Annotated in this window: 22 protein-coding genes and 1 tRNA gene; 15 read left to right on the forward strand and 8 right to left on the reverse strand. The window is 57.6% G+C overall.

Annotated features, from left to right (window positions below; all coding sequences use genetic code 11):
* Nucleotides 1–6: 6 nt before the first annotated feature.
* The gene (locus PQU98_RS08915; protein WP_272744595.1) at nucleotides 7–1,539 is read right to left on the reverse strand and encodes a flagellar hook-length control protein FliK; all 1,533 of its coding nucleotides are present in this window, start codon (nucleotides 1,537–1,539) and stop codon (nucleotides 7–9) included.
* Nucleotides 1,540–2,041: 502 nt separating this feature from the next.
* Here PQU98_RS08915 and flgK point away from each other — a divergent pair.
* Nucleotides 2,042–4,201 (forward strand): flagellar hook-associated protein FlgK, encoded by a 2,160-nt coding sequence (gene flgK, locus PQU98_RS08920; RefSeq protein WP_272744596.1) that lies wholly within the window; start codon nucleotides 2,042–2,044, stop codon nucleotides 4,199–4,201.
* 148 nt (nucleotides 4,202–4,349) lie between these two features.
* Complete coding sequence (locus tag PQU98_RS08925; RefSeq protein WP_272744597.1) at nucleotides 4,350–5,273, forward strand: flagellin; 924 nt, start codon at nucleotides 4,350–4,352, stop codon at nucleotides 5,271–5,273.
* 71 nt (nucleotides 5,274–5,344) lie between these two features.
* Here PQU98_RS08925 and PQU98_RS08930 read toward each other — a convergent pair whose 3' ends face one another.
* On the reverse strand, nucleotides 5,345–6,529 hold the full coding sequence (locus PQU98_RS08930) for an acyltransferase family protein (protein WP_272744598.1): 1,185 nt from the start codon (nucleotides 6,527–6,529) through the stop codon (nucleotides 5,345–5,347).
* A 214-nt stretch (nucleotides 6,530–6,743) separates the two neighbouring features.
* Between PQU98_RS08930 and mnmA the strand changes: the two genes are divergently transcribed.
* Complete coding sequence (mnmA, locus tag PQU98_RS08935; protein WP_272744599.1) at nucleotides 6,744–7,952, forward strand: tRNA 2-thiouridine(34) synthase MnmA; 1,209 nt, start codon at nucleotides 6,744–6,746, stop codon at nucleotides 7,950–7,952.
* Nucleotides 7,953–8,035: 83 nt separating this feature from the next.
* On the opposite strand, the gene PQU98_RS08940 is transcribed toward mnmA, so the two are convergent.
* From PQU98_RS08940 to PQU98_RS08965, 6 genes are all read right to left on the reverse strand, one after another.
* The gene (locus tag PQU98_RS08940) at nucleotides 8,036–8,533 is read right to left on the reverse strand and encodes a winged helix-turn-helix transcriptional regulator (protein WP_272744600.1); all 498 of its coding nucleotides are present in this window, start codon (nucleotides 8,531–8,533) and stop codon (nucleotides 8,036–8,038) included.
* A 129-nt stretch (nucleotides 8,534–8,662) separates the two neighbouring features.
* On the reverse strand, nucleotides 8,663–9,181 hold the full coding sequence (locus PQU98_RS08945; protein WP_272744601.1) for a hypothetical protein: 519 nt from the start codon (nucleotides 9,179–9,181) through the stop codon (nucleotides 8,663–8,665).
* Between the two features lie 206 nt (nucleotides 9,182–9,387).
* Nucleotides 9,388–9,573, reverse strand: a complete 186-nt coding sequence (locus PQU98_RS08950; protein ID WP_272744602.1) for a hypothetical protein — start codon at nucleotides 9,571–9,573, stop codon at nucleotides 9,388–9,390.
* A gap of 110 nt (nucleotides 9,574–9,683) precedes the next feature.
* Complete coding sequence (locus PQU98_RS08955; RefSeq protein WP_272744603.1) at nucleotides 9,684–10,802, reverse strand: DegT/DnrJ/EryC1/StrS family aminotransferase; 1,119 nt, start codon at nucleotides 10,800–10,802, stop codon at nucleotides 9,684–9,686.
* A gap of 3 nt (nucleotides 10,803–10,805) precedes the next feature.
* Nucleotides 10,806–12,131: an NHL repeat-containing protein gene (locus PQU98_RS08960; RefSeq protein ID WP_272744604.1), complete on the reverse strand. Its 1,326-nt coding sequence runs from the start codon at nucleotides 12,129–12,131 to the stop codon at nucleotides 10,806–10,808.
* A gap of 128 nt (nucleotides 12,132–12,259) precedes the next feature.
* Complete coding sequence (locus PQU98_RS08965; protein WP_272744605.1) at nucleotides 12,260–12,757, reverse strand: Lrp/AsnC family transcriptional regulator; 498 nt, start codon at nucleotides 12,755–12,757, stop codon at nucleotides 12,260–12,262.
* 182 nt (nucleotides 12,758–12,939) lie between these two features.
* Between PQU98_RS08965 and PQU98_RS08970 the strand changes: the two genes are divergently transcribed.
* From PQU98_RS08970 to PQU98_RS09025, 12 genes are all read left to right on the forward strand, one after another.
* Nucleotides 12,940–13,959: a glycosyltransferase gene (locus tag PQU98_RS08970; RefSeq protein WP_272744606.1), complete on the forward strand. Its 1,020-nt coding sequence runs from the start codon at nucleotides 12,940–12,942 to the stop codon at nucleotides 13,957–13,959.
* 120 nt (nucleotides 13,960–14,079) lie between these two features.
* Nucleotides 14,080–14,156: transfer RNA gene (locus tag PQU98_RS08975), tRNA-Met, on the forward strand.
* Nucleotides 14,157–14,758: 602 nt separating this feature from the next.
* Nucleotides 14,759–15,838 carry an ABC transporter substrate-binding protein gene (locus tag PQU98_RS08980; protein ID WP_272744607.1) on the forward strand — a complete coding sequence of 360 codons (1,080 nt, stop codon included), beginning with the start codon at nucleotides 14,759–14,761 and terminating at the stop codon, nucleotides 15,836–15,838.
* A gap of 57 nt (nucleotides 15,839–15,895) precedes the next feature.
* Nucleotides 15,896–18,385, forward strand: a complete 2,490-nt coding sequence (locus PQU98_RS08985) for a TonB-dependent receptor (protein ID WP_272744608.1) — start codon at nucleotides 15,896–15,898, stop codon at nucleotides 18,383–18,385.
* A 14-nt stretch (nucleotides 18,386–18,399) separates the two neighbouring features.
* The gene (locus tag PQU98_RS08990) at nucleotides 18,400–19,497 is read left to right on the forward strand and encodes an ABC transporter substrate-binding protein (protein ID WP_272744609.1); all 1,098 of its coding nucleotides are present in this window, start codon (nucleotides 18,400–18,402) and stop codon (nucleotides 19,495–19,497) included.
* Entirely contained in the window at nucleotides 19,494–20,765 is a 1,272-nt protein-coding gene (locus tag PQU98_RS08995; protein WP_272744610.1) for an MFS transporter, read from the forward strand. The genes PQU98_RS08990 and PQU98_RS08995 overlap by 4 nt, the downstream gene beginning before the upstream one ends.
* Before the next feature lie 193 nt (nucleotides 20,766–20,958).
* On the forward strand, nucleotides 20,959–21,645 hold the full coding sequence (locus PQU98_RS09000) for an ABC transporter permease (protein ID WP_272744611.1): 687 nt from the start codon (nucleotides 20,959–20,961) through the stop codon (nucleotides 21,643–21,645).
* 8 nt (nucleotides 21,646–21,653) lie between these two features.
* Nucleotides 21,654–22,442: an ABC transporter permease gene (locus PQU98_RS09005; RefSeq protein WP_272744612.1), complete on the forward strand. Its 789-nt coding sequence runs from the start codon at nucleotides 21,654–21,656 to the stop codon at nucleotides 22,440–22,442.
* Between the two features lie 76 nt (nucleotides 22,443–22,518).
* Nucleotides 22,519–23,361, forward strand: coding sequence for an ABC transporter ATP-binding protein (locus PQU98_RS09010; RefSeq protein WP_272744613.1), 843 nt, complete (start codon nucleotides 22,519–22,521; stop codon nucleotides 23,359–23,361).
* Nucleotides 23,358–23,975, forward strand: coding sequence for a nitroreductase family protein (locus tag PQU98_RS09015; RefSeq protein WP_272744614.1), 618 nt, complete (start codon nucleotides 23,358–23,360; stop codon nucleotides 23,973–23,975). The genes PQU98_RS09010 and PQU98_RS09015 overlap by 4 nt, the downstream gene beginning before the upstream one ends.
* A gap of 10 nt (nucleotides 23,976–23,985) precedes the next feature.
* Complete coding sequence (locus PQU98_RS09020) at nucleotides 23,986–25,053, forward strand: ABC transporter substrate-binding protein (protein WP_272744615.1); 1,068 nt, start codon at nucleotides 23,986–23,988, stop codon at nucleotides 25,051–25,053.
* 11 nt (nucleotides 25,054–25,064) lie between these two features.
* Nucleotides 25,065–26,033, forward strand: coding sequence for an LLM class flavin-dependent oxidoreductase (locus PQU98_RS09025; RefSeq protein ID WP_272744616.1), 969 nt, complete (start codon nucleotides 25,065–25,067; stop codon nucleotides 26,031–26,033).
* Nucleotides 26,034–26,088: the final 55 nt, after the last annotated feature.

Below are 26,088 nucleotides of genomic sequence, written 5' to 3' on the forward strand. Positions count from 1 at the left end.
CTGTTCCTAAACCCTTACATTGAGCGCCAGACGCTCACCGCCGCCAAAACTATCAAAGCCATCCATACCGGGTCGCCAGCCATTCAGCGCCAGTTCGTCCGCCATATCCTGACTGCGTGAAAATTGTTCGCTCGCCGCCGTAGACGTCACGGCCGGTCGCTCATCCTGATCACGGCCTGATGACTGCGGGTTCTGATCGCGTGAGGAAAAACTCAAAGAGCCGTCTTCGAGATTAAAACCCGATTGTTCCAGTTGCCGGCGCAGGTCGTCCTGACGGCCACGGAACTCGGTTTCAGCCACAGGACTATCGAAGCTCAAATGGGCCGACAGCTTGCCATCGGCATTAATTTCCATGCGGACATCGACGCGGCCCATATCGCTGGGGCGCAGTTCCATGTCAAAGCGCAGGGTCTTACCATCCATTTTCTTACTGATGTTCGCCGCCAAAGCCGCAATATTGTCCGCTGTCTGGTTCGACATGACATAGGCCTGGGCCGTGGCAGCAGATGACGCACTCGACGCTGAGGTGGCGCCATTCAGACGGTTAGACAGGCTGTTTAACAGGGCCTGCGCATCGCTTTGGGCGGTTTGGGCAGTACTCGCCTGCGTTGAGGTCGCCACAGCGGGCAATGCTGCATCACCGGCAGCATCCGCACCTTCGGCCGTGGCCGTGATGTCCTTGACCGCGCTTAAGGCAGGATCAGTTGCAGTTTTGCCAGTTCCTTCAGAGGCCCCGGTCACTTTTTCAGACGACAAGGCCAGCACATCTTCCGATACGATGTCGGTTTTAGCCGCCTCATCCTTGATCTGACCTGTCATTACCGGCTTAGGGGCAGGCTTTGCCGTCGCCTGCACCAAAGCCGCCAACTCAGGCGGCAGGGTTTTCAACACAGCATCCAGATCGGCATCAGCCGCCTCTTCGGCCACGCCAGCCTGACCAGCCTCTTCACTGGCCGCCAGTTGCGCCGCCATCAGGGCCGCCGCCAGATCAAGATCAGGTGCGCTGACATCCGTTGCGGTCGTTTCAGCCTTGGCCACAGTCTCCGATCGTATTGGAGCCGGCGCCTGAACAGGCCCTTGAGTCTGTGACGTTGCGGGAGGCGCTATTGCGGACAGCGCATTTGAATCCGACGCCGTCTCAATCTTAATCTCAGTCTCTGTTACAACCGGCGTAACCAGCTTCGCGTCCGCCATCAGGTCGCTTTCAGCCGGTACAGCCTCAGCTACAGTTGGCGCAACGGACAGAAAATCAGCCGCGACATCAAGAACATCAGCCACCACATCGGACAGAGTTTCATCGATGATCGCCAGATCTGGGAACAATACAATCGGTGCGATTTCCTTCACCGCATCAACCGACATATCTATAGCCGTCTCCGCTGTGGCAGGTGTAACAGCATCGGACTGTGATTGCAGAATGTGGTCAAAGCGCGCCTTGATGTCAGCCTTAGACGCAATCGATGCCTCCGGGGATTTTGAGCCCCCAGGCAAAACCCCTTCAGCAGAGGGCACGATCAGATTGTGCGCGTCAAACGACATGAAACGGCTCTTTCGCACGACCGCCCGACACTTCGGCCAGCGGACAAACAGGATAAAGAGCGCATTTTGCGCACAAGTGCCTCATCCCCAAGCAATCTACGGGCCAAGCCAGATCACGTTGATTTTAATGAATTTTTACCTCAAAAAACACTTGATCCCCTGATCAGTTTCTTCCCTATGCGGCCAAATCTGCCGCCTTGCGGGCGCTAATTCTGCCTAGATCTATGCCAAAAATTGCGGCGTAGTTTCCGCCTATGTATGGCCGTCAGAATTAAGGCCAGAACTATAGCATGGCGCAAACCACCCAACTGGCACCCAACTTGCGACAGTGACCTCGGATGATGGTAATCGCGTCTGGACGTATTTTGGTAATCATATGAAAAACAACAGGTTTTCATTTCAGCGCTTGATATTCGTTAGGCAGAAATTGCCGGACGGTGCGCAGGCTTTGCCTAAATCTGCCCTAAACATTCGCGCCCAAGCGCCGGGTGAGGCCTAAGCCATGTCCTTATCGACCATATTAAATATTGGCGTTTCGGGCCTGATGACGGCCCAGAACCAGTTGAGCATTGTCTCGGACAATATCTCGAACCTCAACACGCCGGGCTATATCCGCAAAAAGCTTGAACAGAACGCCGTCACCGTCAATGGTGTGGGGGCGGGTGTCACCACCGGTCAGGTCAATCTGTCGACCAGCACCTATCTGCAAAGCGCCTCGTTGAAGGCCACCGCCGCCTCTTCGCAGGCGCAGGCCTATTATGATCTGCTCGACCAGATTCAGGGTCAGTTCGGCGATATCAGCGAAGCCGGCAACGTCTTCAATATGGGCGACGAGGTTTTCACCAGTATAGCCAAGGCCGCCGAAAGTCCGCAATCGACCGCCAGCCGTCAGGAAATCATCTCCAACATGGAGAACTTTCTCGATGAAACCAACCGCATCGCCAGTCAGATCCAGACCATCCGTAAGGATGCGGATTCGCGCGTGTCTTCCGGCGTCAAAACCATCAATGACCTGCTGAAAAACATCAGTGATCTGAACGGCCCGATATCGCAGGCCTATGTCACCGGCGGCGATGCCTCAGGTGCGCAGACCACCCAGTCCCAATATCTCGATCAGTTGTCCAAGCTGATTGATATCAATGTCGGCTCGAACGGTACAGGCGGGGTCACCTTACGCACCCAGTCAGGCTACACCCTGATCACCAAGGAATCCTACGCGACCCTGAGTTATCAGCCCGCCGGGAACGTCAATGCCGACACTTCCTTCAATTCAATCTATGTCACCAGCCCTGACGGCCAGAAACGCGATTTTGCCGACCATCTGCAAGGCGGTGAACTTAAGGGCCTGATCGACCTGCGTGACGATACCTCGGTCAAGATATCCGAGCAGTTGTCAGAATATGTCTCGGCCTTTGCCGATCAGCTTAACGCCGCCCACAATGCCTCAAGCGCCGTGCCTGCTCCGACCACGCTCGAAGGCAAGCAGACCCATCTTACTCAGGCTGAGGCCCTGACCGGCTTTAGCGGCACCACCAATCTGGTGGTCACCAATTCATCCGGCGTCATTCAGCGCCGGGTCGAAGTCAATATGACGGCCGGCACCTGGACGGCCTATAATGCGGCGGGTGCGGCAGTCGGCACCGGCGGTTATACGCCGGCCACCTTTGACGCCGATATGACCACAGCGATGGGTGGCTATGGCACGGTTAGTTTCACCACCGGCCAGTTGACCATGACCGCCGCAACGACCGCACCCGGGGCGGCGGGCAACGGCATCAGCATAGTCGAGCCGGATACCGGGGCGTCCGCTAAGAACGGCCGCAGCCTGTCGCACTATTTCGGTATGAACGACCTGATCACCGCGTCGTCACAAACCCAGTACGATACCGGCCTGACCGGCACCTCGAACCACGGCTTTACCGCCGGGGACACCATCCGGTTCGATCTGAAAGAAGCCGATGGCTCAATTCTGGCCAAGGTCGATTTTGCCATCCCCGCCGGCGGCACCATGAACGACCTGCTGACGGCGCTGAATTCAACAACGGCCGGTGTGGGGTCTTATGGCCAGTTCACCCTCTCCGGCGAAGGCGAGCTGGTATTTAATGGCTACGGCACACCGGCCAATAAGCTGGGGGTACTGTCAGATCAAACCGCCCGACTTAATGCCAGCGGCGCCTCCTTTACCGAATTTTTCGGCGTCGGCGGCACTCAGGCCTCCCGCATCAGCAGTTTTTCGGTTAACGACAAGATCTCCAATAACCTATATCTTTTGTCGATGGCCAAGGTCGATCTTAGCGCACCGGCAGGGGAATCGGCGCTTGTCAGCGGGGATGGTTCCGGCGCCCTGGCCATGTCCCAGATCGGGGACGCCAACTATAATTTCAATAAGGCGGGCTATTCCGGTGTCGGCTGGTCCTCACTAAGCCGTTACGCGTCTGATCTGGCGGGGCAGATCGGCACACTGACGTCGGCCGCCGAAGCCCGGCGCGATTCCGCCGAGGCTCTGGCCAGTGAGGCCGTTGCGCGCCGGTCCTCAGTCGAAGGGGTCAATCTGGATGAGGAACTGGTCAATCTGACGACGTTCCAGCAAGCGTATAATGCGTCATCGCGCGTCATTCAAACCGCCAAGGATATGTACGATATCCTGTTAGGACTGGTGTGATCTCGTGGAAAAGTCCTTCGCTTACGCTCAGTGTACTTTTACACGGAACTGTTTTGACAAATTCAGGTTCGGGGCGGCCCGTCACCTGAATTTGGCTTTATTCATGGTACATCGAGTAAGATGTCACCAAGAAAGTATGGTGTAACTTATGAGAATCTCAACCGGACAAAGCTGGAACAACGCCCTGTCAAACCTAATGCAGGCGCAGACCCGTCAGAATCAGGCCAATGAACAACTCCAGACTGGCAAGGTTGCCACCAATCTCGGCGGCTATGGCCGTTCGGCTGAAATCGTCGCGTCCTATCAGTCGTCGATCACCCGTATCGAAGGGTACCTTAGCGTCAACCAGACGGTATCCGACCGGCTCGATACTCAGAACATTGCGCTGGAGCGCATGGGTGAAGGCACCGAAGGCGCGCGCCAGACCATTCTGGACGCCCTGGCCAATGGCAATGCCAACACCATGATGCAGGCGCTCAATGCCGATTTCGCGGCGGTGGTCGATGGTCTGAATTTCAAGCATCAGGGCCAGTACCTGTTTGGGGGCGGCAAAGACGACACCCCGCCGGTCAATATCGCGACCATCAATGATGTCGGGGCGCTGGCCAATGTGGCCGATGCTTTTGACAACGGCACCATCAAAAAAAGCTCGCAGATCGACGCCACAACCAAGCTTGAGACCGGCATGCTGGCGGGTGATCTGGGCACCGAAGTGATGCAGATTTACAAAGATCTGTATGATTATCACAACTCCGCCAACGGGCCACTCGACGGCGAACTGAACGATGCCCAGCAGGCATTTTTGAGCGGCATATCCTCGCGCTTTTCGACCGCTTACAATAACGTGCTGGAGCAAACCTCGCTTAACGGCAGTTATCAGAACCGGGTTGAAAACTCGGCCACATCCCTTGAGGCGCAGTCGACTTCGCTTCAGGGCTTGCTGGTTGATCGCACCAAGGTTGATCCCGCCGAAGCCTATACCAAGCTGGAGCAGGCCCAGATCGCTGTGCAGGCTTCAGCTCAGGTTGTCGCCAACCTCAGCCAGACGACCCTGCTGGATCTGTTGCGCTAAGGCCTAATGATCTAAGGTTATCTTTAGTCGCTCGCCGGGTGGCGGCTTGAGCGGAATGATCCCTTCAAAAATCATTCTGCTCTGATCGGCTGTTTAGAGACTATTGTCAGTATCAGCTTAGGCAAATGATCAACTATGCGCCGTGCGATATAATCCGCCCAGTTCGAGCACATGTGTAGAAGGCTATTGATCGGTCTGGACATAAACGGATAAAGCACGACCTGCCCGGCCACCAGCGCCACCGAAATGATCCAGATGCCAGGCAAGGTCGGGATAATTCTGGCTAGTAAGGTCGGTGCCAGCGCCATAAACACACCGTTCATAAGCAACAAGACCAGCGTATTCTTACCTATCCGCGTCAGTGGCAACGACAGGAATGTCCGGCTTAAGACCATCGAAACCGCCATCAGGGCCGCAATGCCAATCGTGGCCGATAACAGGAAATAGGGTATAAATCCAAACTGGCCGTAGACGACATCTACGTAGAAATGCGGGTAACCGTTTGGCACCGCGCACACCTGGGTCGGGCTGAAAGTACATCCCTTATTCAAATCATACACCAATACCAGCAGCACAATACACGCTAACGAGGCCATCAGTGCATAGGGTTTGGGGCCTTCCATTGTGAATCTTCGGCCAAATTCACGGCCGGCCAGAAAGAACAGCCCGCCAATCGCCCAGGTATGAAACATGAAATAGGTCTTACCCGTCAGGGACGTGATCATGAACGCAGCCGTGACGATAGCAATTACCCCCAGCTTTATCCAAATACTGCCACGCAGGTACAACCACGCCAGAAACTGCACGCCAGCCAGAGACACCAGATACCAGGTCACAATCAGGATAAAGTCTTTTCCGGTAAGCAGCGGGCGAATGAACTGAGCGGCGAAATCAAGCCCGTTCGCGCCCGAATGAGTGACAAGCAGTAAAGGGGCGGCCAGCACCTGAGTCACCAGGGCCAGCAAAATAAACCGCCCGCACGATGTCAGGATTTTGCGCAAAGAGCGTGAGGCCAGACTAATCGCCGTCAGGCCGGATATGAAATAAAAGGCTGGCATTATAAAGGTCGACAGAACGCGTCCCACCTCGGTCGATGACACATCCGCCGTGCGCCCATTGCCCGGATAATTAAAAATCACGATGCAGTGAACCAGTAGAACCAACAGAATGCTGATACCTCTGGCGACATCATTCACCGAAACCGGCGCAGCCGCTTTGGGGGGGCGGATCGTTTCCGATATTACAGAGGTATTCATTTGCCGTCCCGTTTTGAAGCTGCAGGACTCGAAAACTGCAAATTGAGTACCACCAAACCGGGAATGCAAAGCTTTTCTGTTGAGCGTTTGTGCCCTTAAACGAACCGGTTCGCGCCTATTCACACCCAACAACCTGCGCCATCTATCGCGGAAATTTCAGCGCTTGTGCACCACCCCTCTGTGATTTTCCGGACTTATCGACTATATGGGGCCGATGACACCGTGTCCTGTACCCGTAATCGAAGATGCCGATATGGCCGCCGCCATTGCCGCTGTGCGCGACAGCGTGGGCCTGCCTCTGGGCAGCCGCATTGTCGCCGCCATGTCCGGCGGAGTCGATTCGACCGTGGTGGCCGCCCTGCTGCATCAGGCGGGCTATGAGGTTATAGGGGTCACCCTGCAACTGTACGATCACGGGGCGGCGCTCAAGAAAACCGGCGCCTGCTGTGCCGGTCAGGATATTCACGACGCCCGTGTGGCCGCTGAGAAAATTGGCATCCCGCACTATGTGCTGGATTATGAAAGCCGCTTTAAGGACAGCGTGATCGAGGAATTTGCCGATTCCTACCTGCGCGGTGAAACGCCTGTGCCGTGCATCCGCTGCAATCAGACGGTCAAGTTCCGTGACCTTTTGGATGTCGCCCGCGACCTGGGGGCGCAAGCTATGGCCACAGGCCACTATGTCGAGCGCGAGCTGCGCGGCAATCAGGTGCAGATGCGCCGCGCCGCCGACAAGAACCGCGACCAGAGCTACTTCCTGTTTGCCACCACTCAGGAACAGCTTGATTATCTGCGCTTTCCGCTGGCGCGCATCCCAAAGCCGCAGGTGCGTGATCTGGCTCGCCAACTGGGGCTTAAGATCGCCCATAAGCCCGACAGTCAGGACATCTGCTTCGTACCCGAAGGCAAATATACCAACCTGATTGACCGGCTGCGCCCCGCCGGTCACGCCAAGGGATCGGGTCGTGAGGCCGGTGATATCGTCCATATCGACGGCCGCGTTCTGGGTCAGCATGACGGCATCATCAGCTATACGATCGGTCAGCGCCGCGGCCTCAATGTCGCGGTGGGTGAGCCTCTGTTTGTCGTGCGCCTTGATCCGCTGAAAAAACAGGTCATTGTCGGCCCGCGTGAAGCCTTGCTGACCGGGGCTCTGGCACTCAAGGAACTGAACTGGCTGGGCGATGACGACAGCTTTACCGCAGCTGCCGCCAGAAAGACCGAGGTGCTGGCGCGGGTGCGCTCGACCCGTCCCCCGGTGCCTGCACAGCTTGATCTCGACGGTGACGGTCAGCCGATCATGCGCTTTATGGCCGGTGAAGAAGGCGTGGCACCGGGTCAGGCGTGCGTGCTTTATGACCCGGAAGATACCGACCGCGTTCTGGGCGGCGGTTTTATCGCGCGCACCGTGGGTCTTATTTAGTCCCTCGCCGGGCGGTGGCTGCGCCACCTTGGCCGCCGCCGCAATGGCGGCTTATCTTTAGTCCCTCGCCGGGCAGGTGAACCCTAATCAACCTTGCCCTTGAGCGCTTTTAATTCGCCGATGGTAATCGCGTCTTCGTCGCGATCAAACACCAGATCCTTACGCTCCATCCTTTCACCGCAGTGGGCGCAGTGACAGATGGGCTCGACCAGAGGATGACCGCAGGTTTTGTGGGATATCTCAACCCGCGACTTATGTTCCCCGTAAACATATTTCTTGCCCCAGACATAAAGCCCGGTGATAGTCAGAGCCAGATCAGCCCCTTTGGCGGTCAGCACATACTCATAGCGGCGCGGACGCTCATTATAGACGCGTGCCGACAGCAGTTCCTCGGCCACCAGCATCTTAAGCCGCGCCGCCAGCACATTGCGCGCCAGTCCCAGTTTTTCCTGAAACTGATCAAAGCGGGAAATCCCGCGAAAGGCATCACGGATGATCAGCAGTGTCCACGGATCGCCAACGACGTCCAGTGCTGCCGCCACGGCGCAATTTTGTGATGAATAGTCCGCAGACCGGCCCATGATCGTTATGCCCTCCCCTGAGCTTACGATGACATTGAAAGTCATCGTCTACAGGTAACAGGCTTAAGAATTTCCTTATTAAACTCTTAAATTTAAAAGATTTTTTGTTAACCAAACCTTGGTTTAGGCTTACCGGTCCAAGGCATAGAGCGCCGACAGGGCGCGCCGCATCAGCACTTCGTCACTCGACACAAAATCCTGCTCAAAGGTCTTGCCGTTCCAGTAGACCAGAACGTCCATCCCGGCATCAAGGCTGACCAGAACACTATCATGGGGCGCACGGAAGCTCTCAGATGCGCACGCCGCGCCATCGCCGCAGTCACGACGGAAGGTTTCATCGCCCGCAACCCGCAGGTTATAGCCTTCTCTGGCCGATACCGACGTGACCTTAATGTCCTGAACGCCGTCCACACGGTTCAGGCGGACACGGATATCGAGACGGTCACGGGCCTGATCGCGTACCACCATGACCTCGTCACGGCGGCCATCGCCGTCAAAATCACCACCCAGGGCGGCACCGGAAACCGGAGACAATGACTCGGTGGTCATAACGGGCAATATCGTCTTGGCCGAGGCCATCTGCGCCCCGCACAGAACAACCGACGCCGCAAACAGACCTGCAATGACTTTAAAAGCCTTCGTTTCCATCACTATACCCTGTTACAGTTTTACCTTTTATCCGGGTCATCGTGCCGGTTTGAACCAGTTTCGATGCCCTTAAGCTTTTGTTAAGCAGGTTTGATGCCAGCCATTACGGCTTAGCTGTCATCAGACTGACACAAGGTTTAACGCAGGTAAAGTAAAACTGTTAACCATACAGCATTTTGAAATGCTGAGGATTTCATATATCACAGTTACGTCAAATCGGATGCGGTGTCACCGTCTTCCAGCCCCGGTTCAAACGGCCACAAGACATTGACCGGCGTGATATGAGATCGTGACAGATGGGATTGTGGCGGTAACGGGGGCCGCAAATGAGCGCGATCGGTCTCGCTTATGAGCTGCGACAAGGTAACGGCCCCCAGGCTTAACAGTATCATCGGACTTACTCCCGGCGGATGGCCACACGATCAGTTGAGAATAAGTCGCATTTTTAAAATCTGGCAAGTCTTTTTTGATCAAACCGTTGTGAAGACATCAACCTCTTGAATTACAAAGGCCAGTACACCACCCGCCGGATCAGGTTATGCGCCGCCGGGGCCTGACGGGGACTGCCGAAGGCCCGCAGGGAAGTCGCGCCACGCGTTACATCTATGCCCTGACGCCGTGCGCGCACCACCACCTCATCCGGATCACCGCACACCACCGGCATAACCCAATAGGCGTTCTTTGTAGCCTCAGTGGCCAGCAGGGTCGCACCTTTGGGCAGGCCAATCGCCACCTCTATGGCGCGGTTGCGGCGACCTTTCAGGTCATGCACCTGCCCCAGTCGGCGCGCCAGCAACCTGAGCAGGGTGCGCGGCGGGCGGTAGCGGATCTGGGTCAGGATATTGCCGGCGGCAAATCCGCGCGCCAGTCGTCCGATCGTAGCGTCCGGGTCCATACCCATCCGCTCCAGCAACCGGATAATCAGGCCGTAAATCAGCGGCAACGACGCCAGTTTAAGCCCCGCAATCTTCACCGCCCGCGCCCGCAGCCAGCCATCGCCGCGCATAGGCCAGTGACTAAGGATCGCGCTCATAGCCTCAGCCCGTTCCGGTGACCTCACCACCGCCACGGCACCGCCCAAAGCCGTCGCCCGCTTGACCGGCCCGAATGAGAACAGGCTTAGATCGGCGGACGGATCACCAAGGTGGAAATTTCCGCAAAAAGCCTGAGCCGCATCTTCGATCAGCACCGCATCATAACGGCGGCAGACCTCGGCCAGCGGTTTCAAGCTTGATACCGCGCCATAAAGCTGGGCGATGACCACAATACGGGCCCCGCTGTCTTCCAAGGCCCGCTCAAGCGCCTCCGCCGTCGGCAGAAGCGTTTCCGAGACGATATCGACGGCATGGACATCAAGGCTGTGATTTTCGGCAATCATGCGCATGGTTTCGATATTGACCGCGCTCATGACAACAGATTTTGCCCCCAGTTCAGGAATCAGCACCGTAAGTGCTGCATCAAACAGGGTGCGCACCGATAACCCCGCCACCACGGGCCGGTCGCCGCCAAATCCCTGAGTGATCTTTAGTCTTAGTGACGCCTCATCCTCGGCCACCGGCATGAACACTGACAACAGATCTTTAAAACCGATATCGAGTTTCAGGCGGGGCTTCATGGGCATATCCTACGGCCTTGTTTGACGCGCATCTGGTTCCGAAAACCGTGGAACACTTTTCGGAATGCGCTCTAACTCAATCTCGCCCACTATGGCAGGGCCGGGGGTGACACTGAGCGGAGCACCATCCGCCCCGACATCCGACCACTGACTGCGGGCAATGAAGATCAGTTTATTGCTGACCACCTGAAGTCCGGTCGGTTCGCGAAGCCCTTCGCCTCCGCGCAGCAGGGTTTCGGCCCGGCTGATGGTTTTCCAGTCGGCAGACATCCGAAGGCGCACAATCCGGTCAGGCTTGATACCGTTCTGAACCGCGATCAGGTCATTGCCATGACGAGCCAGACCATCTATACCCAGCAGGGTTATGTTCGCGGGCGCTTCCAGCCGATCCATGTCGCCGCTATCGAGATTGATCCGGTAAAGCCCGGAACTGTAATCAGAGACAATCAACACATTGCCCGCTTCGTTTTCGACCAGGCCTTGCGGCGAGCCCATATAGCCTTCGGGAATCAGCACCTCAAAGGCACCGCTGTAGTTATTAAGACGCAGAACCTCGCCCTTCTGGCCATCGCTGACATAGAGATCAGTTTTGCCAGCGTAAATATCGCCGAACCGGCGCGGTGCCGTGTCGTCTTTAAACCGCCCTTTGACCTGCCCGGTCTGGCGGTCGATCTGCAGCACTTCGGCCACGGCGGGCTTTGCCGGATCATAGCCTTTGGTGACGGCCCCCGATGAGGTCGCTACCCACAGGTCATCACCCCGCAGAACCAGCCCATAGGCTCCCACACCGTCGGCCAAGGTATAAAGCGGATTGAGCACGCCATTATTGACAACATTAACCGCCCCGCGGCTAAGCGCGCCAAGGTAGGTCTTGCCGGATTTCGGCTCAATCGCCAGCCCTTCGGCGACGCTTAAGGCCACATGGCGCTGCAAGGGTTTGAACGTGCCGGTAGGTTCACTGTTGGCGATCAGTTGCTGGTCAAGCTTTGCGTCCCACAACGGCGACAGTTGCGGATAGCTGGATTTGCTGACGACCATGCCACGCGCCAGATAATCACGCAGGCTGGCTTTGGCCTCCGCCGTCTTGCCCGCCCCGACGCGGGCCTGCGCCGACAACAGCAGCAAGGCCCCCGATGACGGCATGATGATCAGGGCCTCATCGCTGGCGGCGACCGCCTTATCCCATTCCCTGGCCTGCACCGCGCGGGCAGCCTCAATCCGCAGAGCGCGGAACCGGCCAAGATCAGAGTCAGGGTCGACCGTCTGCGCCAATACCAACATCGGCACCGGCAGGGCCGTGCACGCCATGACGCCTGCGGCCAAAACTGCACTCAATCGCCCCCAAAGCCGCCTCATATCCCGCCTTTCTTTTGCCCTCGCCGGGCGGCAGCATCCGCCGCCTTGGCCGCCGCCGCAATGGCGGCTGATTGGAATGATTCAAGAGAAAAAATTCCAATCTAGTTTTACGAATTCGTCATACGGTCACCAATCACCAGCTTCAGCGGTACGGCCGTAGTGGTTTTAATGGATCGGACAATGATCCGGCTTTCAACCGAAGACACCAAATCGGAGGCAAGCAACTGATCGCGCAGGAAGTCATCATAGGCGTGCATGTCGCGCGTCATGATCCGCAGCATATAGTCTTCGCGGCCCGTGACCGTGGCGCACGACACCACTTCCGGCCATTTGTCGAGATTGGCCTCAAAGGCCTCAAGATTCTCCCGCGACGGCACCGACAGCTTTATGCCGGCATAGACTTCAAACCCCAGCCCCAGCTTATCCGGATCCAGCACAGTGACGCGCTTTTTGATCACCCCGATATCTTCCAGCCGTTTGATGCGCCGCCAGCACGGCGACGGTGATAACCCTACCCGCTCGGCTACTTCAGCCACCGACAGATTGGCGTCTTCCTGAATGAGGTCAAGAATTCTTGCATCCAGTTCGTCAATATTATCGGACAACTTATTTTCTCCTGGCGGCAAAAATCGATAAAGTTTTCCCAAAATGGGGGCATTTTCGCCAATACGTACCTAAACCATCCGCAAAGCCGCGCCAAGATGGCAAAACCTGTGCCTTTGCGCAAAATTATGGATTTCTGCCGGAAATCCTCCTAATCAAGGTGCCAGAAAAGGCGGTGCTCCTCATGCGTATAGTTAATCTCATGCTGGCCAAAGGCCGTGGCGGTCTGGAGACAATGGCCGTGCGCTATCATCACGCGCTTAGGTCGGCGGGTCATGAGGTCATCAGCCTTGGCCATCCGCAGGGCGAACTGGCCCGTCTGACCACACCGTTTGCCGCCGTGTCCTCGCATTTCAGCCATGACCCATTGGCCGCCTTTACCCTGCGCCAGAGAGCTGCACACTTTCGCCCTGACCTGATCATAGCGCACGGCAACCGCGCCATCGCCACCGCCGTTCATCCCTTAAGCGGCAGGGCCGATAAGACCGTCGCCGTAGTCCATAATTTTCGCTTCAAACGCGATATTGCCAAGGCCCACGCCGCGCTAACCGTCAGCTGCGCTGTGCATAACGCCCTGCATGAATCGCACTCCAGGCTTAAGATTTTCGACATGCCCAACTTTGCACCGCTGGAGGCCCGCCCGGTCAAGCCCGCCCCCACAGGCGTGCCGGTCATCGGCGCACTGGGGCGGCTGCATGTTAATAAGGGCTTCGATATCCTGCTTGAGGCGGTGGCTGAGCTGGTACGCGGCGGACGTGAGGTGCGTTTGCGTATCGCGGGCGACGGGCCGGAAAAAGCCGCCCTTGAGACTCAGACCGCCGCCCTTGGCCTCAGCGATCGTGTTGAATTTTGCGGCTGGGTGGACAGCCCTGCCGATTATCTGTCGGGACTTGATCTGTTTGTTCTGGCATCAAGGGTAGAACCCTTCGGACTTGTGGTGACCGAAGCCATGTCCGCCGGCGTACCGGTGGTGTCTTTCGACATCGACGGCCCGCGTGAGATTTTGCAGCCCTCAGGTTCTCCCGCATTTGGCATGCTGTGCGCACCACAGGATCCACAGGCTTTGGCTCAGGCCATCGCCATCACCATGAATGACTGGCCTGCCACCCTTGCACGCGCTGAGACCGCCCGCACCATAGCCCTTGAAACCTACGGTCAGGACGCAGGGGCCGCCCGTCTTTCACAGATATTATCGTCGCTGTGATAAATAATACAGCCCCGCAGCCAAAATCGACTTGAAGCCACCGGTCTTATTAGCTATAGGCGTGGCCCTTCCCCAAAGGCGTTGAATTATCCGCTCTGAAGGATAAGGCCAGAAACCCGTGGTTGGGTAGCTCAGATGGTTAGAGCGGTGGATTCATAACCCACAGGTCGGCGGTTCGATCCCGCCTCCAACCACCACTTCTCCCTACTGTAATTTTGCAATCCACAGGTCGTCAACGCAGCGGCGCATAACCTGCGGAATTACCGCGTCTTTTTATTATCGATTACCCACCCATGCGGCGGATGAAAGCATCTCAACTATATCGTAAAACGGGGTTCTGCATGCCTGGCAGTTGTTACTCAGACAGATCGCTATCTTCGTTTTGATAGAACCGTGAGTTGGTCATATCGGCCCCTTCGTCGACGTTTTGACATCGATTGATAAGTTAGCTGTCGGCACATGCTGGCCACTTCTTAAATCATTCTCCAGTCAAGCTCTTGACAGTTAAACCTGATAAAAATGATAGGAATATTGCGACTCTTCCTAGTCTTAGGAAACAAACCATATTCAGAAAGTATAGCAAATTAGCTACCCTCCCGATTTAAGCCAGAATTTCTAATTTGATAATTAAAATAATTTTAGTAGGAATATAACCACGCCGACCATATGAATGGGGCGCTACTGATTTTCGTGGCCGGACGTCAACGTCGCCAATCCCCCATCACCCCAGTCTGAGCGGCGCCCACGTTTCAAGATGCGCGACACCCAGACTTTAACGGCTTTTAGAAAGGCTCATATCATGGGCAATCCTTCCGGTGTCCGCCTTGATGGCGCTTATGAAATCCCAAACCTGTGGTATACACGCTGCCCGGTGCCGACCCCGCTCGGTCTGGCCGTGCAACTGGGCTATTTCCGCGATGAATTCGCCCCCGAAGGGCTTGATCTGAAGTCGCTTCAGGAAAGTCTTGATCCCGCAATCAAGGAATCGCACTTCGACCACACCCTGCAAAACTCATTCCGTCAGGGAGGAAATATTCCGGCCATCTGGGCAAAGGCTAATGGCCGCGACACCCGCGTTATCGGATTGAACTGGACGGATGAATCCCTGCTGATCATCACCCTGCACGGTTCCGGCATTCAGACGGTTAAAGACCTCAAAGGCCGCAGGCTGGCCCTGCCGGTCAATCCTGGCAGCATCGACTTCAACCGCGCCACCGCATTGCGTGCCTATTACAAGGCGTTAGAACTGGAAGGTTTGGGCCTGAAGGATGTCGAACTGGTCGACACGATCGCCCCGCCCACAATTGAGGCTGGCTCAGACATTGATACGTCCGGCCGCCGCATCCGCAGGCGTTCAGGTTATTTCGCTGAAATCAAAGCCCTGTTGAACGGCGAAGTCGATGCCATCTTTGTCAAGGGCGTATCCGGACTTGAAATCACCCGTGCCCTCGCCGCCCACATCGTCACCGATATCGGCTTTCATCCCGATCCGAAGGTGCGCATCAATAATGGTGCGCCACGGACTCTGACGGTCGATTCCGAACTTCTCGACGCCCGCCCCGATCTGGTCGCCCGCTTCCTCAAGCGTGTGGTCGAGGCTGGCCACTGGGCGCGTCAGCATCCGCATGAGACCCATGACTTCATCGCCCGTGAGACCTCGTCCTTCCCCGATCTGGTGCGCGCAGCCTACGGCGACAACGTCCACCACAATCTCGATACCTACCTGAATGACGAGGCTATTAATGCCCTGTCTGATTTCAAGGATTTCCTGTTTGAGCATGGTTTCCTGAAATCCAATTTTTCCGTGCCCGACTGGATCTCCAGAGTGCCGTTCGAGCGGCTGGAAGCCGACAGCGCTTCTGCCCGCGTATCCGCCTGATCCTATCCAAGCGCCCCGTCACAAGACGGGCCATAAATAACGAAAAGTAATATCCCAATGACGACCTCCCCGAACGTCGTGCAGGTATCTGCGCGCCGCACCCTGTGGCTTGCCTCGGTGGCCACCCTGTCCCTGATTACCGCACCTGCTTTTGCGCAGGAGCTTCTGCTGGCCTCTGCCGATGACGTGGCCCAGTCTGTGACCCGCGAAGCTCAGGCCGAAAAAGACCTGAAAAAGGACGACCGCGAAGACCGTATCGAGACCATCGTGGTCACCGCCAACAAACGCTCGGAAAGCGCCCAGAAAGTGCCGACCGCCATTTCCGTGGTCGGCGGTGCACAACTGGAACGTAATGAGATCCGCTCAGCCGGTGATGTCGTGCGCTTTATCCCCAACGCTTCGGCGGCCCAGACCGAGTCGCGCAACCGTCCGCGCTGGTTCATCCGCGGCGTCGGCTCCAACGATCCGGGCGCCAACGTCGTCAATCCGGTCGGTGTCTATATTGACGAAGTCTACCTTAATGCGCCGTGGTTTCAGGCGTTTCCGGCCTTTGATCTTGACCGGGTCGAAGTCCTGCGCGGCCCGCAAGGCACCCTGTGGGGTAAAAACACCGTCGGCGGCGCGATCCACTATATCTCGCGCAAGCCTCAGTTTGAGACCGGCGGCTATGCCCGCGTCGGCGTCGGCAATCTCGATGCCTATAATGCGCAAGGGGCTGTGACCGGCCCGGTCAGCGAAAACATCGCGGCGCGTTTGTCGTTCAGTCTGGAAAACCGCGGCGGTGTCGCCACCAACAATGTCACCGGCGAAGATGATTTCGGTAAGGTCAAGGATGCCGCCCTGCGCTTTCAATTGCTGGGTAAGGTCTCGGACAATGTCGAAGTCCTGGCCTCAGTACGTGCCCGCAATTCCGACGGCACGCCGATTGCCCGCTACATAGAGCCCGCCTATCCGGATAACGCCACCTTCAAGGGCGCGTCGGCCCCCGCGGATGACTATGGCAACACCCCGACCAATGCGCCGGATGTCGGCTCGTCCAATGTCGACGGTTCTTCACGCACCGACCAGAAGGGCGCGACCTTCACCGTCAACTGGACGCCGGGTGATTATACCTTCACGTCGATTACCGCTTACGATGACGGCCAGCAGGTCTCGAAATCCGACGGCGATTTCACGGCTTTTGAGGGCTCGCGGTCCTATGCTGATATCCAAAGCACCCAAGTCACGCAGGAATTCCGCATCACTTCGCCGCGCGATGACCGCTTCAACTGGATCGCCGGTTTCCACTATTTCTATGAGGATTTCTCGTCCGATTCCTCAACCGCCACCCTGCAAACCACGGCCTATCTTGATCGCGGTGTTGGCGCCCAGCGCTGGCGTCACACCTATTTCCAGAACGTGAAATATGATCAGGAAGCCAAATCCTATGCCCTGTTCGGGTCGGGCACCTATAACTTTACCGGCAAGTTCTCGATCACCGGCGGCCTGCGCTACACCTCCGAACAGCGCGATGCGAAGATCGACATCCTGAACGGTCTGGGCGAAGCTTCGACCCGTCGCCTGAACACAGTCGATCCAGCCTTAGCGCCCACGACGGCCAAGCCACTGATTACCTTTACCAATACCGGCCAGTGGTGGCTGAGATCATCCGTCACTTCATCGGCGCCGTATCAGCCCTATGTGTCGGAACCGTCCAAGACCTGGAACCGCTGGACGTGGGATATCACGCCTCAGTACAAGGTTTCCGACGACGTTTTGCTCTATGCCAAGCACGCCCGCGGCTTCCGTTCCGGCACTTTCCAAGCCAGCGCCACTCAGTCAAACCAGTTTGATCCGAGCGGTATTGAGCCCGAAGATCTCTATTCCTTTGAGGGCGGCGTAAAATCGCAGTGGTGGGATAAGCGCGTAAGGGTCAACCTGTCGGCCTTCTATTACGACTATAAAAAGGCTCAGGTGCTGGTGCAGGGCGTACCCATCGTCACTGGCGGCACCACCGCCTTTGCCGCGCGCCTGATCAATGCTCAGGGCTGGTCGAAGGGTATCGAGCTTGATATCTCGGCCAAGCCCACGCCGAACCTGCGCCTTGATGCGGCGCTGGGGACACTTGATACGGAATATACGCAAGACTTCATCCCCAACAACCCCAATACCGGCCTGTTGTTCGGTAAGGGCAATGAGTTCACCCGTGCGCCCAAGTTCACAGGCACGGTTGGGGCTGAATACCGCATCCCGACCAGCTTTGGCGATGTGACACTGGCCACTGACTGGAGCTACCGCACCTCGCAGTGGTTCACCGTTAACGCCCAGGAAAGCGATCCCACAAAGCTCGATTATCTGGTGTCTCAGTACCAGAAACAAAAGGGCTATGCGCTTGGTAATGCCCGCGTCACTGCGGCCATCGGTGATGATCTGGAAGTTTCGGCCTATGTCCGTAACCTGACCGACGAGACCTATAAAATCCTCACCTTCGGCACCCAGCAGGGCGCACGCCTGACCACTTACGGTGATCCACGTACTTACGGCGTGACCGTCTCGGCCAAGTTCTAAGGGAGGAGATTACCATGTTCAGAGCACTTCCTCGGCGCACTCTTTTGACCGGCCTTATCGGCATCACCGCGGCCCTTGCCGCCTGCGGAGAAAAACCGGCCTCAACGCCTGCCGCCAAATTACCCGCGGCGGTGACGATCGCCGCCATCTCCTACACCTATCAGGGCAAGCCGACCTTTAACGGCTTATCGCAAGTGGTGATCAATCAGGGCTGGCTTGAAGGGGAGCTTAAGAAAAACGGTGTCGCTCTGAACTGGCTGCCGGTGCCGACCTCGGTCGGTGGCCCGCTGATCAACGAAGGCTTTGCGGCCAAGCGCATTGACTTTGCGGGCTACGGTGATTTTCCGGCCCTGATCGCCAAATCCGGTGGCGTGGACATCCGCGCCATCACCTCTTCCGGCCAAGGCAACAATGCCTATCTGATTGTGCGCAAAGGTCTGGAGGCCAAATCGATAGAGGATTTAAAGGGCAAGTCTCTGGCCATCCACCGTGGCCGTCCGTGGGAGTTGACCCTGGCCAAGTTGCTGGACTCAAAGGGCCTTAAGCTAAGCGACTTCAAGATCTATAACCTTAACCCGCAGGCGGCCTATTCGGCGCTGGCCGCCGGTAAGGTCGATGCGGTTTTCACCCTGTCCGAGGCCATTCTTCAGGAAGACAAGGGCGCCGGCACCATCATCTGGTCAACCAAGTCCAATCCCGAATGGAAGATGCGCACCGGCCTGTTTGCCCGCACTGAGTTCACGACGCAAAATCCGGAACTGACTCAAACTGTGGTCAACGCCTATATCAAGGCCGCGCACTGGGCCTCGCAGCCTGAAAACCGTGCTGCCTTTCTTGAACTGGCGTCACGCGGCAATAATCCGACCAGCGTTCTGGAGCGCGACTATGCCAACGAAGGCGGTGACTGGAACGACCATTTCTCGCCCATCATTGATCAGGGCTTTGTCGCCCATTTCGATGATGTGTCGAAATATACCTTTGAGAATAAGCTGGTTCAAAAAGAAGTCGCCACGCGCAATTTCATCGACCCGACCTTTGTCAATAAAGGCATTGATGAGTTGGGCCTGAAAGGTTTCTGGAAGGAAACACCGGTCACAGGACCTGTTCAATGAGTTCGCCACCAGAGTCTTTATCCTCCTCTGGTCGCGGAACGTCCGGGGCGGCAGCCTCAGTTAATCCTCCCTTGGCTGCCGCCCCAGACGCACCTTCTCCGCTGGTATTTCTGGCCGGGTTTTCGACCCTGGCCCTGATCAGCGGTATCTCGATCGGTCTGGCCAAGGTCGTCACCCAGTTCTTTGCCCTGGCTATCGGGGCCGATGCCTTCCAGATCGGCCTGATCATGGCGATGGAATCGATCGGTATGGTGCTGGTGACGGTGCCTGCCGGTTTCATCATTGCCCGTTTCGGGGCGCGCCGCGTTTACGCCATCGCCTCATTAGGCCCGCTGATCGTCAATCTGCTGCTGCCCTTTGCCAGCGGCGCTGTGGGTCTGGCGATCGGGCGGCTGGTGATCGGCCTGTGTATCCCGTTTCGCATCGTTTCGATGAACTCAACCTTTCTGGCCCAGCTTCACCGTATCGGCGTGGGTAAGGCGGGCTGGTATCGCGGCGCGCTGACCGCCGGTCTGGCCCTGATTGGGCCGGCTCTGGCGACCGTTCTTACGCAGCATGTCGATTATGTCTGGTCGTTCGCCATTATCGCTGGCCTGTTCGGCATCATGGCGGTGGGGTCGCTCTATTTCTTCACCGATGAAGCCCCCGCTGAACCGGCCCCCAAAGGCTTAAGCGCATCCGGCATAGTTTCTGAGGCCCGCAATCTGCTGCGCCATAAAGACGTATCGGAAAGCTGCGTCATCGAGTTTATCTCCTCGGCCACAGGTTCTCTGTTCGCCGCCTTCATCATCGTGGTGGCCGCGCACATGAACGGCCTCACCAAGGAAGACGGCGTCCATATTATGCTGTTCCACGGCGCCATGACGGTGCTCGCCCTGTTCAGCGCCGGACGTCTGACGCGCACACTCAATAAGTGGATCGCCTACGGCATCGGCTTGGTTCTGGGGACACTGGCCCTGATCATTCTGGGCACAGCCAGCGGATTTGCCGCTCTCGCCATCGGGGCTGTGCTGCTCAGCGCCGGGCAATCGGTCGTACACCTCATCAACATGCGCCTCCTGAGCGCCCACCCGGGCGAAAAATCCAAAGTGTCCGGCCTGTTCAACCTGTCGTCCATGACCGGCTCCAGCGTCGGCGCACTGGCGGGCGGGATCGTCTCCAAATTCGCCGGTGTGCAGTCGATCTACCTTCTGTGGCTGCCGGTGCTGTGGCTGGCCGCCGGATACCTGTTCTTCGTTCTCAAAGGGACCAACCCTCATGAAGCCTGATCATTTAAATCTCCCGCCCCGTTTACGGGGAGGGAGGACCGCGAAGCGGTGGGAGGGGCAAACGCTCCCCGCCTCTGCCCCCTCCGTCGCGGATAAACCGCGCCACCTCCCCCGTAAACAGGGGAGGAGGATTAGCTGGAAACCAATACTGTCCATTGGATCGCCGCTGCTGCTGCTGATCGTCTGGCAGGCCGTGACCGCCTTTAAGCTGTTCCCGCCCGAAGTGCTGGTCTCCCCCACCGCCGTGATCGCGGCCTTTGGCGAGGTTATCACCACCGGCGAATTGCAGCGCCACCTGTCGGAAAGCCTGACCCGTCTGGCAGGCGGCTTTACCATTGGCGCGTCGCTGGGGCTGTTGTTTGGCCTTGCGCTGGCCCTATCGAAAACGGTGGAGCGCCTGTTCGGGCCTACGTTTCAGGCCTTGCGTCAGGTGCCGGTTCTGGCCTTCATTCCGATGCTGATCCTACTGCTGGGCATCGATGAGGTCTTCAAGATCGTCATTATCGCCAAGGCGGCTTTCTTCCCGGTGGCACTGGCCGCCTACGATAGCGTCAAGGGCGTGCCGAAATCCTATTTCGAGGTGTCGTCGCTGTACCGTGCGCCGTGGTGGGTGCTGATCAGCAAAATCCTGATCCCCGCCACCGTCCCCAATATTCTGGCCGGTGTACGCTTAAGCCTGACCCGCGCCTGGCTGGTGCTGGTGGCCGCCGAACTGATCGTGGCCGATAGCGGTCTGGGCCAGATGATGGAAATGGGCCGTCAGATGTTCCGCCTCGATATCGTCATGGTCGGCGTGATTGTCGCCGGGGTCATCGGCTTTGCCCTTGATCGCCTGTTCCAGCTTTTACAAGCGCACGCCCTGCGCTGGAAGACCGCGTGAGGCCCCAAATGACATTAAAAACGCTCAACTTAAACGCCTTCAAACCCGTCTGGCTGCTGGGGCTTATTCCGCCCGTCCTGTTTCTTTTGTGGTGGGATCATGAAGCCGCAAAAGGCGGTGCCAACGCCCTGGCCTTTGTGTCACTGGCGCAGGTCAGTCAGGCTCTGGCCGATATGCTTGCCTCTGGCGAACTGGGCCTGTCCTATGGCTCCAGCCTTGGCCGCGCCCTGTCGGGCCTGTTGATCGGTGGCGGCATCGGCACACTGGTCGGCATCGCGATGGGCCTGTCAAAGCCGGTCGAGTGGGCTGCCTCGCCCATCTATAACAGCTTTCGTCAGGTGCCGATTCTGGGCTGGCTGCCGCTGATCGGCCTGTGGTTTGGCTCAGGCGACCTGTCAAAGCTGATCATCGTCGCCTTGTCGGCCTTTTATCCGACCGTGCTCTATACCTTTGAGGGCTTAAAGCAGGTTGAGGCCCGCCTGCTCGATGTCGGTCAAATCTACCGCCTCAATGGCTGGCAGACCTTCTGGCGTATCCAGTGGCCCGCGGCCCTGCCCTCCATCTTCACCGGCCTGTTTCAGGCCCTGGCCTTTACGTGGATTTCGACCATCGGGGTTGAGCTTCTGTTTTCCTCCGGGGCAGGTCTGGGGGCCCTGATGCAGCAGGCCCAGCTACAGGCCCGCCTCGATATCGTTTTGGTCTGCATACTGTTTGTCGGCCTGACCGGTTTTGCCATCAACTTCCTCATCAAACGCCTCAGCCAGCACGTCTTAAGCTGGCGCAGCATCAGAGCATAATTTTTTGACGCGCATCTCATCCGAAAACCCCGAGAAAGTAATATGGCACTTTTCGGGATGCGCTTTGGAGCCTCAAATGGACTACGTTCCCCACTCTCAAATCCCCGGCCATAAGTCTCGTCAAACCGGTGCGGTTTCGCTCAAAGGCATCAAGAAGCAGTTCAATTTCAAGGACCGTGAGCTTAAGGTTCTGTCGGAGTTTTCGCTTGATGTGCAGCCCGGCGAGTTTGTCTCGATCGTCGGCCCCTCCGGCTGCGGCAAGTCGACCCTGCTGCGCCTGATCGCCGGGCTTGACGACACCTATGACGGCACGATCACACTGGATGGTCAGAGGGTCGCCGGCACGTCGCTGGAGCGCGGTCTGGTTTTTCAGGACCACCGCCTGTTCCCGTGGATGACGCTGGAGGACAATATCGGTCTGGCCCTGACCAACCGTAATATCCCCAAGGACGCCAAGGCTAAGCTGGTTGCCGATCATATCGCTCTGGTCGGCCTCAAAGGGTTTGAAAAAGCCTTCCCGCATCAGTTGTCCGGCGGCATGGCACAGCGCGCGGCCATTGCCCGCTCACTGGTCAATGAGCCCAAGGTGTTGCTGCTGGATGAGCCGTTCGGGGCGCTGGATGCCCTGACCCGCGTGCACCTTCAGACCGAGCTTCAGCGCATCTGGCTGGCGCAGGGCTCGACCATGATCATGATCACCCACGATGTCGAAGAAGCCCTCTATCTCGGTGACCGCGTGGTGGTCATGCAGGCCAATCCGGGCCGGATTACCCATACCGTCGATGTCAACCTGCCCCATCCGCGCGACCGCGCCTCACCGGTGCTGCATAAGCTGAAGGACGAGATTCTGGCTGAGCTGACCCATGTGCCGGAACCCTCCAATCCCGTCGTGCGCCTGATCAAGGGAGACGATCAATGAGTTTTGACCTCCTTACCAAATGGCAAGTAACGACGCGCCAGAGTGATTACCCGGTTGATCCCCTGTTCACCGGTCGATGGTCATCGCGCGCCCTGACCGGTGAGCCGATCCCCGAAACCGATCTCTATACCTGTTTTGAGGCCGCCCGCTGGGCACCGTCGGCGTTTAATGCCCAGCCGTGGCGGTTCATCTTCGCCCACCGCGATGGCCGCGACTGGGACGCCCTGTTTGCCCTGCTCAACGCCAAAAACCAGTCATGGGCGCACAAAGCCTCAGCCCTCATCTTTGTCATATCGCGCAAAGATTTTGTGTTTCAAGGCCAGACCGTCCCCGTCGGCAGCCATTCGTTCGACACCGGTGCCGCCTGGGGCGCCTTTGCCCATCAGGCCCATCTGCTCGGCTATTCGACCCGCGCCATCGGCGGCTTTGACCGTAAGGCCGCGCCTGAAATACTGGCAGTGCCTGACAACCACCATGTCGAAGCTGCCATCGCCATTGGCCGCCGGGCGGATCTTACGGATCTGCCGGAAACCTTTCACGCTCAGGAAACACCGTCTGAGCGCCGTCCCTTACAGACCTTCGTGTTCGAAGGCCGCTTCACCTCAGCCGAATAGGAGCCCCCCGATGCCCAACCGCCTCGCCCCGCTGGTGCCGTCCGATACGGTATTTATCACCCGTTGTCCGGTGCCTACCGCCACAGCTATTGCCCTCAATCAGGGTTGGTTTACCGATGGTTTTGCCCGAGAAGGTTTCAAGACCGAGACGCTTCAGGATTCCAACGACCCGAAACTGCGCTCCCAGCATTTCTATCATGATCTTAAGGCCCTGTTCCGCGAAGGCGGCAATGTCCCGGCCTTCTGGTCGCGGGCCCGCAATCTGGCCACCAAAGGTGAAGACCACACCCTTGTCATCGGTTTGACGTGGATTGATGAGACGCAACTTTTGCTGGCACGATCGGGCTCCGGCATCCGCGACCTGTCTGATCTGAAGGGCAAGACGCTCGGCCTGTCCAATGCCGCGGGCGCCGTCGATATCTGGCGGGCAATGGGTTTGCGCGGCTATGAGACGGCGCTTAATTTGGCGGGCCTGACCTTTGATGATGTCACCCTGAAAAACCTGACGGCGCCGGAGGTTAACTGGCAATCACAGCGCAAAGGTGGCACCTGGTCTCAGGTCAGCGAACAGGCGCTTATATCCGGCGAGGTCGATGTCATCTATGCCAAGGGTGCACCCGCCGTCGCGCTAAAGGAAAAGCACGGTCTCGATGTCGTGCTCGATATCAACACCCTGACCGATCCGCACCTGCGCATCAATAACGGCACCCCGCGCCCGATCACGATCCATAAGCATTTCCTGAGCGATCACCCCGAACTGGTGAAGCTCTATCTGCAAATCCTCAACCGTGCCTCGGCCTGGGCCAAGAACCACTCAGACAGCGTGGCCGATATTATCGCCTATGAGACCGGCACGACGGCGGATGCTGTCCACAAAGGCTATGGAACAGCACTGTCCCATACCCTTGATGTCACTCTGTCGAAGGCCCGTATCGATGCTTTTCAGGATCAGGCCGATTTCCTGCACCGCCACGCCCTGATCGAAGCCCCCGTCAATGTCCGTAACTGGATCGCCGCCGAACCGCTTCAGGCCGCGCTCAACGATCCGCTGCCCCTTACCGCCACCAAAGCCGCTTAAAGGAACATATCATGAGTCTTGAATTTTACTGGTATCTGCCAACCGCAGGCGATGGCCGCTCCAAAGCCTTCGACCAACTGTCACCAGCCAAGGATACGCCCAATACCTCGATCCGCGATCTGCGCCGCGACCACTATACCAATATCGACTATATCACTCAGGTCGCACGCGCCGCCGAATTGACCGGCTTTGACGGTCTGATAGCACCCGATGATGTGGCGGGTGAAGCCTCATGGATCGTGGCCGGCCTGATTGCCCGCGACATAAAGCGGCCGAAGATTATCGCCGAATTTTCACCCGGCGCCGGATCGGCCGTCTATTTCGCCAAGAAGTCCGTGACTTTTCAGCGCTACAGCGGCAATCGTCTGGGCTGGTCTTTGGCCACCTCAACGGATGCCGCCTCCCGCAAAGCCCTGGGTGATTTCATAACCGATGCCGATGTCCCCCGCCGTCTGGAGGAGTTTCTGATCGTCTCCAAAGGGGTCGCCGCCTCAACTGATTTCACCTTTAAGGGCGAGTTTTTCGAGGTCTTAAAAGGCGGTTTCGGTGGGCCATTATCTGGCTGGAACCTGCCGGAAATCAGCCTTTCCGGTGAAACCTCCGAAGCTTTGGAGATTTCAGCCGGTTATGGCGATGTCCATGTCTTTGAACTGGGCACCGCCGATCTGGCATCGAAAATCGCGCGCCTCAAGGCCCTCGCCGCCAGCAAGGGCCGCACACTGACCATCGCCCTTAAGGCTCGCATCTTTGCCCATGATGACCTTGATCGAGCGGCCTTAGAGGCCAAACGCGCGGGCTTTGAAGACGATGCCCACACCCTCACCGGTGATTACGACAGTCTGGCCGAAGACCTCGCCCTGCTGGCCGACCTCGGCGTTAATCGTTTTCAATTGTTCGCCCCTCACAGCCTTGAGACCGCCTACCGCATCGGCGAGCACGTCCTGCCGCGTATCCGGCAAGCCCTCAAACGCGCAGCTTAATTTTGTCGCGCATTTAATCCGAAAACCGGCTTCCACTTTTCGGAATGCGCTTAAA

It is taken from the genome of Asticcacaulis machinosus, assembly GCF_028550435.1.
GTDB lineage: Bacteria > Pseudomonadota > Alphaproteobacteria > Caulobacterales > Caulobacteraceae > Asticcacaulis > Asticcacaulis machinosus.

Bases quoted from the DNA above. Each gene is read 5' to 3' on its own strand.
- PQU98_RS08915 (WP_272744595.1), bottom strand. From the start codon at position 1,539: ATGTCGTTTGACGCGCACAATCTGATCGTGCCCTCTGCTGAAGGGGTT.
- flgK (WP_272744596.1), top strand. From the start codon at position 2,042: ATGTCCTTATCGACCATATTAAATATTGGCGTTTCGGGCCTGATGACG.
- PQU98_RS08925 (WP_272744597.1), top strand. From the start codon at position 4,350: ATGAGAATCTCAACCGGACAAAGCTGGAACAACGCCCTGTCAAACCTA.
- PQU98_RS08930 (WP_272744598.1), bottom strand. From the start codon at position 6,529: ATGAATACCTCTGTAATATCGGAAACGATCCGCCCCCCCAAAGCGGCT.
- mnmA (WP_272744599.1), top strand. From the start codon at position 6,744: ATGACACCGTGTCCTGTACCCGTAATCGAAGATGCCGATATGGCCGCC.
- PQU98_RS08940 (WP_272744600.1), bottom strand. From the start codon at position 8,533: ATGGGCCGGTCTGCGGACTATTCATCACAAAATTGCGCCGTGGCGGCA.
- PQU98_RS08945 (WP_272744601.1), bottom strand. From the start codon at position 9,181: ATGGAAACGAAGGCTTTTAAAGTCATTGCAGGTCTGTTTGCGGCGTCG.
- PQU98_RS08950 (WP_272744602.1), bottom strand. From the start codon at position 9,573: ATGATACTGTTAAGCCTGGGGGCCGTTACCTTGTCGCAGCTCATAAGC.
- PQU98_RS08955 (WP_272744603.1), bottom strand. From the start codon at position 10,802: ATGCCCATGAAGCCCCGCCTGAAACTCGATATCGGTTTTAAAGATCTG.
- PQU98_RS08970 (WP_272744606.1), top strand. From the start codon at position 12,940: ATGCGTATAGTTAATCTCATGCTGGCCAAAGGCCGTGGCGGTCTGGAG.
- PQU98_RS08980 (WP_272744607.1), top strand. From the start codon at position 14,759: ATGGGCAATCCTTCCGGTGTCCGCCTTGATGGCGCTTATGAAATCCCA.
- PQU98_RS08985 (WP_272744608.1), top strand. From the start codon at position 15,896: ATGACGACCTCCCCGAACGTCGTGCAGGTATCTGCGCGCCGCACCCTG.
- PQU98_RS08990 (WP_272744609.1), top strand. From the start codon at position 18,400: ATGTTCAGAGCACTTCCTCGGCGCACTCTTTTGACCGGCCTTATCGGC.
- PQU98_RS08995 (WP_272744610.1), top strand. From the start codon at position 19,494: ATGAGTTCGCCACCAGAGTCTTTATCCTCCTCTGGTCGCGGAACGTCC.
- PQU98_RS09005 (WP_272744612.1), top strand. From the start codon at position 21,654: ATGACATTAAAAACGCTCAACTTAAACGCCTTCAAACCCGTCTGGCTG.
- PQU98_RS09010 (WP_272744613.1), top strand. From the start codon at position 22,519: ATGGACTACGTTCCCCACTCTCAAATCCCCGGCCATAAGTCTCGTCAA.
- PQU98_RS09015 (WP_272744614.1), top strand. From the start codon at position 23,358: ATGAGTTTTGACCTCCTTACCAAATGGCAAGTAACGACGCGCCAGAGT.
- PQU98_RS09020 (WP_272744615.1), top strand. From the start codon at position 23,986: ATGCCCAACCGCCTCGCCCCGCTGGTGCCGTCCGATACGGTATTTATC.
- PQU98_RS09025 (WP_272744616.1), top strand. From the start codon at position 25,065: ATGAGTCTTGAATTTTACTGGTATCTGCCAACCGCAGGCGATGGCCGC.